This is a genomic window from Thermophilibacter provencensis (genome assembly GCF_900128445.1).
Taxonomy (GTDB): Bacteria; Actinomycetota; Coriobacteriia; order Coriobacteriales; family Atopobiaceae; genus Thermophilibacter; species Thermophilibacter provencensis.
Genome location: NZ_LT671417.1, coordinates 1,540,530 through 1,553,765 on the forward strand (window position 1 = coordinate 1,540,530; position 13,236 = coordinate 1,553,765).

The 13,236-nt window shown below is 71.6% G+C and carries 13 protein-coding genes and 1 other RNA gene; 9 read left to right on the forward strand and 5 right to left on the reverse strand.

Annotated features, from left to right (window positions below):
* From BQ7391_RS06925 to BQ7391_RS06955, 7 genes are all read left to right on the forward strand, one after another.
* A complete protein-coding gene (locus BQ7391_RS06925; protein WP_328586766.1) occupies positions 1-816 on the forward strand; it encodes a purine nucleoside phosphorylase YfiH/LACC1 family protein in 816 nt (271 codons plus the stop codon).
* Entirely contained in the window at positions 813-1,544 is a 732-nt protein-coding gene (locus BQ7391_RS06930) for a YggS family pyridoxal phosphate-dependent enzyme (RefSeq protein WP_075280922.1), read from the forward strand. Before BQ7391_RS06925 ends, BQ7391_RS06930 begins: the two co-directional genes overlap by 4 nt.
* Before the next feature lie 48 nt (positions 1,545-1,592).
* Positions 1,593-2,270, forward strand: coding sequence for a cell division protein SepF (locus tag BQ7391_RS06935; RefSeq protein WP_075279936.1), 678 nt, complete (start codon positions 1,593-1,595; stop codon positions 2,268-2,270).
* 10 nt (positions 2,271-2,280) lie between these two features.
* The gene (gene proC / locus BQ7391_RS06940) at positions 2,281-3,093 is read left to right on the forward strand and encodes a pyrroline-5-carboxylate reductase (RefSeq protein ID WP_075279937.1); all 813 of its coding nucleotides are present in this window, start codon (positions 2,281-2,283) and stop codon (positions 3,091-3,093) included.
* A gap of 58 nt (positions 3,094-3,151) precedes the next feature.
* Positions 3,152-3,421 carry a YggT family protein gene (locus tag BQ7391_RS06945; protein ID WP_075279938.1) on the forward strand — a complete coding sequence of 90 codons (270 nt, stop codon included), beginning with the start codon at positions 3,152-3,154 and terminating at the stop codon, positions 3,419-3,421.
* 58 nt (positions 3,422-3,479) lie between these two features.
* Positions 3,480-4,145, forward strand: coding sequence for a DivIVA domain-containing protein (locus tag BQ7391_RS06950; RefSeq protein WP_075279939.1), 666 nt, complete (start codon positions 3,480-3,482; stop codon positions 4,143-4,145).
* 533 nt (positions 4,146-4,678) lie between these two features.
* Positions 4,679-5,782 carry a hypothetical protein gene (locus BQ7391_RS06955; protein ID WP_075279940.1) on the forward strand — a complete coding sequence of 368 codons (1,104 nt, stop codon included), beginning with the start codon at positions 4,679-4,681 and terminating at the stop codon, positions 5,780-5,782.
* 235 nt (positions 5,783-6,017) lie between these two features.
* On the opposite strand, the gene BQ7391_RS06960 is transcribed toward BQ7391_RS06955, so the two are convergent.
* The 3 genes from BQ7391_RS06960 to rnpB all read right to left on the reverse strand — a co-directional run bounded on the left by BQ7391_RS06960 (position 6,018) and on the right by rnpB (position 8,882).
* A complete protein-coding gene (locus tag BQ7391_RS06960) occupies positions 6,018-6,965 on the reverse strand; it encodes a TIGR03915 family putative DNA repair protein (protein ID WP_075279941.1) in 948 nt (315 codons plus the stop codon).
* 10 nt (positions 6,966-6,975) lie between these two features.
* Positions 6,976-8,403 carry a putative DNA modification/repair radical SAM protein gene (locus BQ7391_RS06965; protein WP_075279942.1) on the reverse strand — a complete coding sequence of 476 codons (1,428 nt, stop codon included), beginning with the start codon at positions 8,401-8,403 and terminating at the stop codon, positions 6,976-6,978.
* Between the two features lie 116 nt (positions 8,404-8,519).
* An RNA gene (gene rnpB, locus BQ7391_RS06970) (RNase P RNA component class A) lies at positions 8,520-8,882 on the reverse strand.
* Between the two features lie 127 nt (positions 8,883-9,009).
* On the opposite strand from rnpB, the gene BQ7391_RS06975 reads away from it, so the two are divergent.
* Together BQ7391_RS06975 and BQ7391_RS06980 are read left to right on the forward strand one after the other, a co-directional pair.
* Positions 9,010-9,549 carry a PTS sugar transporter subunit IIA gene (locus tag BQ7391_RS06975; protein WP_075280923.1) on the forward strand — a complete coding sequence of 180 codons (540 nt, stop codon included), beginning with the start codon at positions 9,010-9,012 and terminating at the stop codon, positions 9,547-9,549.
* Entirely contained in the window at positions 9,546-10,205 is a 660-nt protein-coding gene (locus tag BQ7391_RS06980) for an IMPACT family protein (RefSeq protein WP_075279943.1), read from the forward strand. The genes BQ7391_RS06975 and BQ7391_RS06980 overlap by 4 nt, the downstream gene beginning before the upstream one ends.
* 138 nt (positions 10,206-10,343) lie before the next feature.
* Here BQ7391_RS06980 and BQ7391_RS06985 read toward each other — a convergent pair whose 3' ends face one another.
* Together BQ7391_RS06985 and BQ7391_RS06990 are read right to left on the reverse strand one after the other, a co-directional pair.
* A complete protein-coding gene (locus tag BQ7391_RS06985; RefSeq protein ID WP_075279944.1) occupies positions 10,344-11,786 on the reverse strand; it encodes a C1 family peptidase in 1,443 nt (480 codons plus the stop codon).
* Positions 11,787-11,797: 11 nt separating this feature from the next.
* Positions 11,798-13,156, reverse strand: a complete 1,359-nt coding sequence (locus BQ7391_RS06990) for a C1 family peptidase (protein WP_075279945.1) — start codon at positions 13,154-13,156, stop codon at positions 11,798-11,800.
* Between the last annotated feature and the right edge of the window lie 80 nt (positions 13,157-13,236).

Here is a 13,236-nt window from a genome sequence, read left to right on the forward strand (position 1 = left end):
GTGACCCTGCTGACCGACCCGTCGGTCCCGGGCAGGGTCACGTTCGCGTTCACCGAGCGCGCGGGCGGGGTCTCGGAGCCCCCGTACGCCTCGCTCAACCTCGGCGACCGCTGCGGTGACGACCCCGCGCGCGTGGCGGAGAACCGCCGCCGCGCGCTTGCCGCGCTCGGCGCCGAGGACCTGCTCGAGAGGCTCGTGTGCCCGCATCAGGTGCACGGGGACCGCGTGGTGACGGTGCGCTCCGCCGAGCCCGCGGCGCTCGAGGCCGCCCGCGCCGAGGCGCTCTCCGGCGCCGACGCCGTGGTGTGCGTCGCCGACGAGGTGCCGGTCCTCATGTGCTTCGCCGACTGCGTGCCCGTGGTGCTCGTCGCGCCGGGCGGCTTCGCCGTCGTCCACTCGGGCTGGCGCGGCACGCTCGCGCGCGTTGCCGCCAGGGCGGCGCGCGAGCTCGTCGAGGCGGCGGGCTGCGGCGCGGGCGAGCTTCTCGCCTACGTGGGGCCGCACATCGGGGCGGGGGACTACGAGGTCTCCGAGGAGCTCCTCGGGACCTTCGCGGGCGAGTTCGGCGAGGGGGTCGCCCGCGCGCCGCGAAACCTCGACCTCGCCTTCGCCGTGACCTCCGCGCTCGCCGACGCGGGCGTGGCGGCGGATAGGGTGGCCGTGTGCGACGCATCGACGGCGCGCGCGACCGACCGGTTCTTCTCGTATCGCGCCGAGGGCGGCGCCTGCGGCCGGCATGCCGCCGTCGCCCTCATGGGGAGGCGCCCCGCAGGCTGGCCTGCCGCGGGCGCCATGGAAGAGGGGTGGTGCAGATGAGCGAGCGCGACGAGTCATACGCCCGCTTCCTTGAGACGCGCCGCCGGGAGATCTGCGACATGATCGGCGCCGCGGCCGCCCGCGCGGGACGCGACGCCGCGGGGGTCTCCGCGATCGCGGTCTCCAAGACGGTCGGCTTCGACGAGGTCCTTCTCGCCCGCCGCGCCGGGTGGGACGCCTTCGGCGAGAACCGTCCCCAGGAGCTCGTCCGCAAGCTCGAGGCGGCCGCGGCGTCGCCCGAGATGGCGGGCGCGCGCTTCGACATGATCGGCAACCTGCAGAAGAACAAGATCAACCAGGTGATCGGGCGCGTCGCGCTGATCCACTCGATCTCGTCGGCCCACCTCGCCGAGGCGGTGTCCACGCGCTGCGAGGCGCGCGGGATCGTGGCCGACGTCCTGCTCGAGGCCAACGTGTCGGGGGAGGCCTCGAAGTCGGGCTTCTCCCCGGACGAGCTGCGCGCCGCCGCCGAGGGCGTGGTGGCGCTCCCCGGGATTCGCGTCCTGGGGCTCATGACGATGGCCCCCGCGGGCGACGCCGACGCGGCGCGCCGGACGTTCTCGGGCCTGCGCGAGCTCGCCTCCGAGCTGCGCGACCGCACGGGGCTCCCCCTGCCGGAGCTCTCCTGCGGCATGAGCGACGACTTCGAGATCGCGGTGGAGGAGGGCTCGACCCTCGTCCGCCTCGGCAGGTGCGTGTTCGACCAGGGCTATGCCCTGAGAGACTAGCTGGGCCGCGCGCCGGTGCGCCGGCGCGTCGCATGGAAGGAGAAGAACATGGGCTTCCTCGACTCGATCAGGGACCGTCTGCGTGGCGGCTCGGATGACGACTACTACGAGGACGACTACTACGACGAGGGCTACGAGGACGACGGCTACTCCGGTGCCCAGGAGCCCCGCCGCCGCGACGTGGGGTCGAGCCCGCGCCTGCTCGGCAACACGCCGCGCCCCGAGGCGGAGAGCGTCTCGGTCTACACGCGCTCCGGCCGCCCCGTGAGCGCCGAGCGCCCGGCGAGCGCGGCGTCGCGGCCCGCTCCGAGCACCTATGCGGCTCCGTCGCCCGTCGAGCCGTCCTATCAGCCGAGCTACCACTCGGACGCCACCTCGGTGATGCGCCCGACCTCCTCGGCGACGCCCGGCGACGTGGGGCTCAAGCCGGTCTCGCGCGTCAGCTCGGGCAAGCTGCCCCCCTACGTCCTCAAGCCGGTCTCCTACGACGACGTCCAGACGGTCGTGCGCCGCGTGCGCACCAACCAGCCGGTCGTCATCGTGTTCCGCAACACGAACATCGAGACCGCCAAGCGCATCCTCGACTTCTGCTTCGGCCTCTCCTTCGGCCTCGGCGGCGAGGTCCGCGAACTCGGCGACCGCGTCTTCGTCGTGCTGCCGGCCGACGTCGACCTCTCGCAGTCGGACCTCGACAAGCTGGTCGCCGACGGCGACCTCGTTCGGTAGGGGAGGCGCCATGGGCAAGCTGGGCGTGACCGTCGGCATCGTCGGCGGCGGGTCCATGGGCGGCGCCATCGCCCGGGGCCTCGTGGAGTCGGGGAAGCTCGACGCCTCCGCCGTGCGCGTGGCGGATAGCGACCCGGCCCGCGTCGAGGAGCTCGCCTCCTGCGGGATCGCGGGGTGCGCGGACGCCTCCGACCTGCTCTCGAGCGGTCCCGACGTCGTCATACTCGCAGTGAAGCCGCAGGTCATCGGCGACGTCATGGCCGACATCGCCGAGGCTGCCGCGGACAGGCTCGTCATCTCGATCGCCGCCGGGGTGGGCACCGCCGCCATCGCCGCGGCGCTCCCCGGCTCGAGGGTGGTGCGCGTGATGCCCAACCTCCCCGTCCAGGTCCGCTCCGGGGCCACGACGGTGTGCGCCGGGCCGCGCGCCACGGCGGACGACGTCGAGCTCGCCCGCGAGCTCTTCTCGGCGCTCGGCACCGCGTGCGTCGTGCGCGAGGACCAGCTCGATGCCGCCGGGGCGGTGGTGGGAACCGCGCCCGCGTTCTTCTCGCTCTTCGTCGACGCGCTCACCCGAGCCGGCGTGAGGACGGGCCTCCCCGCTGCGGCATGCCGCGAGCTCCTCGAGACCACGATGCGCGGCTGCGCGGAGCAGCTCCTCTCCGAGGGGGTTCACCCGCGCGCGTACATGGAGCGGGTGACCTCGCCGGGGGGCACCACCGCCGCCGCGCTGCGAGAGCTCGAGCCGCTGCTCGTGGAGGGGTCGGAGGAGGCCGTCGACGCGGCGCTCGCGCGGACGCGAGAGCTTGCGGGAGACCGATAGGAACGGCCGATTGCGGGTACCATCACGAGAGTGACGTCTCGGATCCGAAAGGCAGGGAATGGGGCTCTACAGCATCGCGGTTCTTCTTCAACGGCTGATTGACATCTACGGCTGGGTCATCGTGATCTGGTGCATTCTGTCGTGGGTGCCGCGCACGGGATCGGGGCTCTTCGAGGACATTCGCGGTGCCCTCGGCATGCTCGTCGAGCCCTACCTCGGCCTCTTCCGTCGGTTCATACCGCCGGTCATGGGGGTCGACTTCTCTCCGATTGTGGCGATATTGGCACTCAGCCTCATCGAGAGGCTGCTCTTCGCCATCATTTTGTAGACTGGTACGGTACGGACACGCGGGACAGCCCGCGTCCTGCGAAGCGAAAGGGAACAAGATGGCAATCACACCAGCAGACATCGAGCAGCAGACCTTCTCTCCCTCCAAGCACGGATATGACACCGAGGAGGTCGACGCCTTCCTCGAGCAGCTCTCCGCCGAGGTCGACGCGATGCTCCAGAAGATCGCCGACCTCAAGGGCCGCCTGACCTCCACCGAGCAGCAGCTCTCCGCCGCGCAGGCGCAGATCGCGAGCATGGAGGAGCACGGCTCCGCCACCGTTGCCGCCCCCGTGGTCGCCGCGCCCGCAGATGCCATCACCGCCTCCGAGCGCCAGATCTCCCAGGTGCTCATCGTGGCGCAGCAGTCCGCTGACAAGCTCGTCGCCGACGCCCGCGACAACGCGGAGAAGATCCGCAACGACGCCGACGCCAAGGCCCGCGAGGTCATCCGCCAGGCGCTCGCCGAGAAGCAGAACGAGCTCGACGAGATCGACCGCCTCAAGGCCTCCCGCGAGGAGTTCCGCTCCGAGTACAAGAAGCTCCTCCAGCACTTCATGGACGACGCCGAGGCCGTCTTCCCGGCCCAGGTCGCGCTCTCGAGCGCGCCGAACGGCTCCGCCGGCACCACCCACGCCGACGTCGCCGCGCCGGCCCGCGTCGCCGCGCCCGTGGCCCCCTCGACCCCGGCAGTGAGCCTCGCCGACTTCGGCGACCTCGACTAGGCCCTCGTCCCATAGCCTTCTCGCGGCCCCGCGCCCCTCTGGGTGCGGGGCCGCTTCGTCTCCGCGCCGTATCGGCGTTGCGGCGAGCATGCCTGGGCGCACGGATTTCGCCCTCTGCGGGACGGAACCGTGCGCCCTGGCATGCTCAGCCGACACGTGCGCCCAGGCATGCTCGCGAGGTCCCGCGCGCCCTTCTCGCCTCCCGTCTCTGGTGCCGAGCATGCCCTCATGCACAGATTGCCTCACGACCCGCATAGCGAGAAGAACGTGTGCCGCGGCATGCTCGCTCCTCCTGCCCGCCGTCCACCGCTCGCCGGATGACCCTGGCGAGGATGCCATCCTGCACGGTTTCGTCGAGCATGCCCCGGCGCACGGTTCCGGTCCTCGGAGGCCCAAATCCGTGCGCCGGGGCATGCTCGAGCATGAAGGCGGCATGGAGGCGGCCGCCATGACCGCCGCCCGCCGAAAGCCCTCGTCCGGGAGAGCGCCTTCGTGGGAGAATTGCGGCCCTTTACACCGGAGAGGGGGCAGGCATGAGCAGGAAGGTCGACGAGCGAATCGGGGCCGAGCTGGCACGAGCCGAGGCGGAGGGCTCATGCCTTGTTCCGGCGACGCGGGCGGACCGCACCGCGCTCATGCGGCGCGTCAGGCGGCGCCGGACCGCGGACGAGGACCGCATCATATCCCCGGCCCCCGGGATCTACGCGCGCTGGGCCCACTGGCGCTCGCTCAAGCCCCCGCAGCGCGCCCTCGGCATCATCCGCGGGCTCGCGGCGCTTCACCCCGACTGGGTTTTCTGCGGTCCCTCCGCCGCGCTCGTCCGGGGCATCTCCGTCTCCTGGGCATCGCTTCGAAGGACGCATGTGGTCTGCGGCTCGCGCGACGGCAAGAGGCTCGCCGCGCGCATCGTCCGACACCAGATCGACCCGGGCGACGTCGAGGTGGTGTCCGGCGTTCGCGTGACCTCGCTCGCGCGCACCGCGTTCGACTGCATGCGCGACGCGAGCTTCCCTGATGCCCTCGCCGTCGCGGACTCCGTGCTCCGGCTGAGCGGGATGTCGCGCGGCGCGCTCCGACGGCTGCTGCGCCGCTCCTTCTCGGGTCACCGCGGCATAGCGCGCACGCTTGCCACCTGCGACTGGGCCGACACCCGCGCGGAGAACGGCGGGGAGTCCGTGGCCCGGGCCATCATGATCGAGCGCGGGGTGGCGCTCCCGACCATCCAGGTCCGCCTTGCCGACCCGCTTGAGGAGGACGGCTGGTTCAGGATTGACTTCACATGGCTCGGTGAGGACGGGAGGCCCGTCGCGGGGGAGCTCGACGGCCTGGTCAAGTACGTCGACCCCGCGTTTATGGGCGGCCTCGACCTCATGGCGGTCATCTCCGGCGAGCGCCGTCGCGAGGCTCGCATCACGGCCTACGATATGCGCGTGGCGCGCTTCTCGCTCGGTGAGGTGGAGAACGAGGCGAGCTTCTGGCGCTGGGTGCGCCTCTACGGCATCCCCTTCGGGCCCCCGCCCGAGCGACGTCACGGCGTCCCCGTGCGCGCGCTGGCGGGAGGGTGGAGTCCCTCATGCGGGGCCGGGGAGATGAGCCTCGGCGGATGGCGGCTCGAGTACCAGGTGGTCGCCGCCTGACGTCCGCCCGCGCCGGCCGAGCATGCCTCCGCGCACGTCTCTGGCCCCTCGCGGCCCGAAACCGTGCGCCCGGGCATGCTCGGCCGATGTGGGCGCCGGGGCATGCTCGGTCGACGCGGGACGGCGCGGGCGAGAAGGGCGCGCCCTCGCGACCATGCCCCCGCGCACGGACCGCCCCAGCATGCCCCCGCGCACGGACCGCCCCAGCATGCCCCCGCGCACGGTTTCGGGCCGCTCAGAGAGCGATTCCGTGCGCCGCGGCATGCTCGGGACACTCGGGGGAGGCCGCCCTCTCGCCGCCCCCGGCGTAGCGGGCCGGCACGTGTGCCCCGGCGTTGTCCGAGCGGGGGTCGAGCTCCGTCATGCGGCCGCGCAGCCGGACGGGGACGAACTTCGTCCGCAGGTCGTAGCCGCGCTCCTCCACCTCGCGCCCCGGGAGCGAGACGTGGTCGTAGAAGCGCTTCCAGAGGGCGCGGACGTAGCGCTCGTCGTCTGCGAGGTCGTCCTCGCCGAGCGCGGCCAGCCTCTGCGCCAGGCCCTCGTCGAGGCGCACCACGGCGCAGCGGGCGGCGCGCGCCTCGTGGAAGGCGGCCACGCGGTGGGCGGGGTCCACGAGACAGAAGCGCTCCGTCCCCATTCGCCGGGCGAAGTGGGGAGCCGCGAGGGGCACGACGTCCGCCGCGGGCTCGATCGCGGCGACCCACGACCCGTCCGCCCTTCTCGAGAAGCGCGCGAACTGCCGCGCGTGCTCGACCTCGGAGAGCACACGCCGCGCGAGGTCGTCCACGGCGAGGACCCGCTTGTCCGTGGCGCGGGCGTGCAGCTCGTGCGGTCGGGAGAAGCCGAGCCTCAGGTAGCGGTGGACCGCCTCGGGCGCGGAGGGGTCGTCGGAGGCGCAGGCGAGAAGGGCGCGCCGCGCGCACTCGCGGCCCGTCTTGCGCCGGAAGCCCTTGAGCACCCGCTCGGAGAGCCTGACCACGCCCCCGTCCGCGGCGTCGAGCGGGCCGAGCGCCACCTGCCCCAGGCGCGGCTGCACGGCGTCCGCCCGGCAGAGCTCGAGCGACCCCTCGCCCACGTGGGCGAGGTAGCCGACCCCCACCGAGGCCACGACGCCCTCGGCCCCCGGCGCGCAGGCGAGAAGGACGCCGTAGCGCCGCGCGGCCTCGGCGACTGCCCCCACCATGCGCTCGACCTCAGAAGAGGCGCATCTGGGCGCCCTCGAGCTCGGCGCGTCTCCTGTTGTAGGCGCTCCCTCGCGCATCGTTCACCAGCCTCTCGCGTATGAGCCCCTCGTCGAGCGGGCTTCCCTCGTCCCGAACGCCGCCGCACGTGAGGAAGTGCCGCGCCCTCCTGAGCGTCACGCGCAGCGCGCGCAGGTCGTCGAAGGTCACGGGCCCGCGTGCCCGGGCGGCCACGATGCGCCGGGCGCCCACGGGCCCCACGCCCGGCACGCGCAGCAGCAGCTCGAGCGGCGCGTCCATCACCTCGACGGGAAAGCGGTCGATGTGCCTCAGGGCCCACGCGAGCTTGGGGTCCACCTCGAGGTCGAGCCAGGGCTCCTCCTCCGTGACGAGCTCCCCCGGCTCGAAGGCGTAGTAGCGCATGAGCCAGTCGGCCTGGTAGAGACGGTGCTCGCGGCGCAGGGGCACGGGCGTGCCGGGATCGGGGAGCCGCGCGTCGTCCATGAGCGGAATGTAGGCCGAGAAGAACACGCGCCTCAGGTCGAAGCGGTCGTAGAGCGCCTTGGAGAGGGAGAGGACGTGCCGGTCATCCTCGGGCGTGGCGCCTACGATGAGCTGGGTGGACTGGCCGGCCGGGGCAAAGGCGCGCCCGCGCCACGGACAAGCGGGTCCTCGCCGTGGACGACCTCGCGCGGCGTGTGCTCTCCGAGGTCGAGCACGCGCGGCAGTTCGCGCGCTTCTCGAGAAGGGCGGACGGGTCGTGGGGCGCGCCCTTCTCGCCTGCGCCTCCGACGACCCCTCCGCGCCCGCCGCGTTGCCGCCTGCGAGCAGGAGCCGCTCCTCGTCCTCGCGCCTCGAGCGGATCTGCGCCATGGGGCGCAGCACGGCGTCGCGGCTCTTCTCGGGGCAGAGCGCCTCGAGGGAGGTCGCGCTCGGGAGCTCTATGTTCACCGAGAGGCGGTCCGCCAGCCGCCCGAGCGCGTCGACGAGCTCGGGGGACGTCCCGGGGATGACCTTGGCGTGCACGTAGCCGTTGAAGCGCAGGTCCTCGCGCAGGATGCGCAGGCAGGCGACCATGCGCTCGGTCGTGGCGTCCGCCGTTCCCAGGACGCCGGAGGAGAGGAAGAGGCCCTCCACGTAGTTCCTCTTGTAGAAGTCCACCGTGAGCTCGGCAAGCTCGCGCGGGGCGAACGTCGCCCGCGCGCAGGAGGCGGAGCTGCGGTTGACGCAGTAGGCGCAGTCATGGGCGCAGGCGTTGGAGAGCAGCACCTTGAGCAGGGTCACGCAGCGCCCGTCCGGCGTGAAGGCGTGGCAGCAGCCCGCCGGCTGCGTGGCGCCGAGCCTGTCCTGGCGCGGCGCGCGCATGGCGCCCGAGGAGGTGCACGCCGCGTCGTAGCGCGCGGCCTCGGCGAGTATGCCAAGCTTATCGAGTGCGTCCATTCGCCCTCCTTCTCCCGAACATCTGTTTGAGAGTAGGGTAGCACAGGGTCCGGACACATGTTCTCATTCTGGGAGGCCGGATGAGCCGGCGGCGTCAGGCCAATTTGGCGCACGGTACGCGAGGTGGGCCTGTAAGCCGGGTTCTGTCGTGGGCGGCCATTTATCTACTGCGGACGTCGCCGTCCGCCTCTAGCGCGCAACCCGAGCGCAGTGCGGGCCACACCATGGCGCTCCTATTTGCGTTTGCTCCGGATGGGGCTTGCCAAGCCGTCGCGTTGCCGCGGCGCTGGTGGTCTCTTACACCACCGTTTCAGCTTTTCCCTTTGCGCGGCCCGAGGGCCGGCCAGTTGGAGTCTTCTTTTCTGCGGCGCTTTCCGTCGGGTTACCCCGCCCGGCCGTTAGCCGGCATCCTGCCCTATGGAGCCCGGACTTTCCTCATGACGCCCTCACGGGCGCCCCGCGGTCGCCTGGCCCACCTCGCGTTCGATGATTCTAGCATGATTCGAACGGTTTTCTGTGGACATGAGGTGGACTACAATACATTGGGCCAGAATGCGAGCGCGCGGCGCCGACCGGCGGCGCGCCTTCGACGAAAGGTTTCTGCACGTGGGTCTGCTCGAAGTCATCGGCGCCGGTCGCGCCGCAAAGCCCGCCCCGGTCGCGGCGGCGGACGATCCCGGGGTGGTGAGCGCGCCCGTCTCGGGCTGCGTCGTCTCGCTCGACCGGGTGGGGGACCCGGTCTTCGCGCAGGGCATGCTCGGCGCCGGGGTCGGCATCAGGCCGCGCGAGGCGGCCGATGGCCCCGCCGTGGCGTTCTCGCCGGTCTCGGGCACGGTCATGGCCGACGTCAAGACGCGTCACGCCCTGCTCATCAGGACGGACGCCGGCGCCGAGGTGCTCCTGCACGTGGGGGTGGACTCCGTGCGCCTGCACGGGAAGGGCTTCCGCCTCTTCGTGGGCAAGGGCGACCAGGTGCGCGCGGGCGACCCGCTGATCTCCTTCGACCGCGGACTGCTGGAGAGAAGCGGCCTCGACGACACCGTGATCGTCACCGTCACCAACTCCGAGTCCTTCTCGCGGGTCGAGTCCGCCGCAGACGACACGCTCGTATCCGCCGGCAGCGCGGTGCTGCGCACGGACCGATGACGCTCGGGAGGGACGCGACGCCCGGGGGCTATCGCACGCTGCGCGGCGGCGCCGAGGCCAAAGGCGAGGTCGAGGACCGGCGCAGCCGCTTCATCGCCCAGCTCGCCCACGTGGGGGGAGAGGGGGACGCCGAGGCCTTCATCGCCGAGGTTCGCTCCCGCCACCATGACGCCCGGCACAACGTCCCCGCATGGATTCTCGCCGACGGGCGCGAGCGCTGCTCTGACGACGGCGAGCCCAGCCGCACCTCCGGCATGCCCACCCTCGAGGTGCTGCGCGGCGCCGGCCTCGCAGACGTCTGCTGCGTCGTCACGCGCTACTTCGGCGGCACGCTCCTCGGGCCCGGCGGGCTCGTGCGCGCCTACACGGCCGCCGCGCAGGCCGCCGTCGCCGCCGCCGAGAGGGATGGCGCCATCGTGGAGATGACGCTCGTGACCCCGGTGACGGCACAGCTTCCCTACGCCCTCTACGACCGCGTGACACGGCTCGTCTCCGACTGCGGCGGCAAGGTCGCGGACCAGCTCTTTGCCGAGGACGTGCGGCTCTCCTGCGTCTTTCGCGCCGGGGACGAGGAGCGCTTCCTCGCCGCGGCCCGCGAGCTCGCCAGCGGCGAGGACCTGGCGCGCGCGGGCGAGCCGCGCTTCGCCGAGTTCTAGCGTGCAAAAGGGACAGGCACTTTTGCACGGTCCCTTTTGCGCGGCACCAGAGTTCGGAGAAGCGTGGCTCCCCGTGCAAAGCGTGCAAAAGTGCCTGTCCCTTTCGCACGGGTGAATCCAACGCGCAGGCTCAGAGCCCTACAGCCGAGGAGCCATCGCCATGCCGATGGTGGTCCAGGGTTCGACCTCCTCGACGGGCGCGTTGTCCCAGAGGTCGAGGACCTCGGCCGGGACGAACTCGCGACGCACGACGACCTCGCCGCCGTAGGTGCGCAACCACTCGGCGCTCGCCACGAGGTAGCCCTTCTTGCAGGCGTCCTCGCCCCAGCTGTTCTCGATCCGCCAGGCCACGGGGCGCCCGTCGTCGCCGAGCTCGACGCCCTGGAACGTCATGGCGTGGGTGTTGCGGGTCTCGTGCGCGTCGATCATCTCGGAGCGGCCCATGGAGAGGTCAACGCCGAAGAGCCCCTCGTAGTCCATCGTGTCGCACGCGAGCACGCCGGGGAAGTCCTCGATCCTGCGCGGGAACTGCTGCGCCACGTCGCAGGCCATCTCGCAGGGGACGCCCGCGCGCAGCGACGCCACGGCGGCGTCCTCGAGCACCTCGATGCCCACGTTGAGCATCCTGAGCGCCCGTCCCCCGGCCATGGTGTCCGAGAAGCGCCGGTGGAACGCGTGGCCGAAGGGACGGCCCTCGCCGGGCATGTGCACGAGCTGAACGTAGTCGTCGGGGTCGAAGGGCACGTAGCGCTCGGCGAACTCGCGGGGGGTGATGCCGCGGTCAACGAGGAGGCGGCGCGTCTTGCCGTCGGGCGCGGGCCCGCCCTCCTGCTCCACGAGCATGGAGGCGTGCACGCGGCACTTCTCGCCCACGGGGACCTCGACGTCGATCGTGGCGGGCGGCTCGCCGAGGCAGACGCAGAGCACGCGATGGCAGTCGGCGACCATGCCCTCCTTGGCGGCCCGCAGCTCGCCCGTGCCGGCGCCGGCGGCGGCCATGCGCCGCAGCTCCATGGCGCTCTTGCGGAAGAGGCGATCGAGCTGGGCGTTCATCTGGTCGGCGTCCTTGGTGCAGGCGCTCTCGGGCATGGCGTCCTTGGGCACGAGGCCCCACTTCTTGATGATGTTCATCGCGGCGGGGTAGTAGTTGCCGTCGCCCATCGAGTGCTCGAGCAGGTCGGAGACCTCGCGCGAGTCAGACGGGAGCGCGGCGGTCTCGATGACGTACTCGAGGCCCACGTTGAACTTCTCGAGCTTGTCGTAGAAGAAGCCGAAGGCCTGGGAGAACTCGAAGTCGTCCACGTCGAGGAGCTCCATCGTGGCCGCGCGGGCCACGTTGAACGCGGAGAACATCCAGCAGCGGCCGGAGTGGCGCTGGTTGGTGACCTTGCCCGTGCGCAGGCGGCTCACGCGGAACGTGTCGTGGTAGGTGCGCATGCGCGAGACGTCGCGCGCGGCGGCGTGGACGTTCATCGAGGTCACGGCGTTTCTCGCCACGCGGTTCGCGCGGTCTGCCGAGAAGGACGCGGCGAGCTCGTCGGAGGTTGCGGGCGCGATGGCGCCGGCGGAGTAGTCGGTCATGTCTGCCTCCCTTAGCGCACGCGCGCGAGCGAGCCCATGGGGTCCCACGGCGCCAGCACGCGGGGCTCCTCGGTCTCGTAGGCGGCGCGCTCCTCGTCCGTCAGGTGCCTCTTGTCAACGACGACCTGGTAGACGTACTCGTCAAACCATGCGTCGGAGAGGGTGTCGAAGCCGTCGCGGCCGTGGTCGGCACCCCAGCTGTTCTCCACCTTCCAGAGCGTGGGGCGGCCGGCCTCGTCCAGGTTCACGCCCTCGAGGACCATGGCGTGGGTCATGAGCGACTCGCCGTAGCCCAGGCGCTCGGCGCGGTCCATGCAGCCCTCCACCGGGAAGCCGAGAAGGCCGTCCACGTCCAGCGCGGCCGTGTCCATGATGCCCTCCTCGCGCAGGTAGCTCTGGCCCACGTCGCAGCCGAACCACACGGGCAGGTCCTCGCGCAGCTGGGCCACGGCGCACTCCTTGAGGCGCTGGATGGGGAGGTTGAGGTAGCGCACGCCGCCGTCCTCAACCACGTTGCCCAGGCGGCTCACGGTGTAGGTGTGGCCGAAGGGCTTGTCGGCGGTGGGGGCGGAGATGAGGCTCACGTAGTCGTCGACGTCCATGCCCACGGCCTCGTCGAAGAACGCGGCGGGCGTGAAGGTGCCGGAGAGCGCCAGCCTGCCGTCCTTGTCGCGCAGGCGGACGCCGAAGCTTGCGGGCGGCTCTCCGAGGCAGGTCACGAGGAGGTGGTAGACGTCGCCCATCATCTCCTTCTTCATGGCAGCGAGGTCGTCAGGCGCGACGCCGGCGGCGTGGCTCTCGCGCAGCCTCTTGGCGGCGCCGCGCAGGTAGCGCGTGAGGTAGGAGTCCATCTCGCGGGTGTTGCGCGAGCAGGCGGTCTCGGGCATGGCCTCCTTGGGCACCACGCCGTACTTCTTGACGAGGCTCTTGAACATGTCCCACTGCCCGCCGTCGCCGATGGGGTCGGCGAGCAGGTAGCTCACGAGGCGGCCGTCCAGCGGCTCGTCCAGCGTGTCGAGGACGTTCTCGAAGAACCAGTTGCTCTTCTCGAGCTTGTCCCAGAAGAGGGGGTATGCCTGGCTCAGCTCGAAGGTCTTGAGGTTGTACTTCTTGATGATGCGGTAGCGCATGGTGTTGAGGCTCGCGAACATCCAGCAGCGGCCCGAGCGCTCCTGGTTGCAGCGCTCGCCCTGCGTGACCTCGACGTCGAAGGTCAGGGCGTTTCTCGCGACCCCCTCGGGCACGCGCGCGGCGGCGCGGATGCCGACGGAGCTCACGGCGTTCTTGGCGACGACGTTGGCGCGCTCGGAGAAGAACTCCTCGCGGGCGGCCGCCAGGTCGTCGGCGGTGACGGATGCCATCTCGTCCATGGGGCGGTACCTCCCATTCGTTGGCTCGGATTGGATCGGCATCGAGCATAGCACTCGGGCGCCGGCGCCGTTGCGGCGGG

Bases quoted from the DNA above. Each gene is read 5' to 3' on its own strand.
- BQ7391_RS06950 (WP_075279939.1), top strand. From the start codon at position 3,480: ATGGCAATCACACCAGCAGACATCGAGCAGCAGACCTTCTCTCCCTCC.
- BQ7391_RS06935 (WP_075279936.1), top strand. From the start codon at position 1,593: ATGGGCTTCCTCGACTCGATCAGGGACCGTCTGCGTGGCGGCTCGGAT.
- BQ7391_RS06965 (WP_075279942.1), bottom strand. From the start codon at position 8,403: ATGGACGCACTCGATAAGCTTGGCATACTCGCCGAGGCCGCGCGCTAC.
- BQ7391_RS06980 (WP_075279943.1), top strand. From the start codon at position 9,546: ATGACGCTCGGGAGGGACGCGACGCCCGGGGGCTATCGCACGCTGCGC.
- BQ7391_RS06960 (WP_075279941.1), bottom strand. From the start codon at position 6,965: ATGGTGGGGGCAGTCGCCGAGGCCGCGCGGCGCTACGGCGTCCTTCTC.
- BQ7391_RS06955 (WP_075279940.1), top strand. From the start codon at position 4,679: ATGAGCAGGAAGGTCGACGAGCGAATCGGGGCCGAGCTGGCACGAGCC.
- BQ7391_RS06990 (WP_075279945.1), bottom strand. From the start codon at position 13,156: ATGGACGAGATGGCATCCGTCACCGCCGACGACCTGGCGGCCGCCCGC.
- proC (WP_075279937.1), top strand. From the start codon at position 2,281: ATGGGCAAGCTGGGCGTGACCGTCGGCATCGTCGGCGGCGGGTCCATG.
- BQ7391_RS06930 (WP_075280922.1), top strand. From the start codon at position 813: ATGAGCGAGCGCGACGAGTCATACGCCCGCTTCCTTGAGACGCGCCGC.
- BQ7391_RS06945 (WP_075279938.1), top strand. From the start codon at position 3,152: ATGGGGCTCTACAGCATCGCGGTTCTTCTTCAACGGCTGATTGACATC.
- BQ7391_RS06985 (WP_075279944.1), bottom strand. From the start codon at position 11,786: ATGACCGACTACTCCGCCGGCGCCATCGCGCCCGCAACCTCCGACGAG.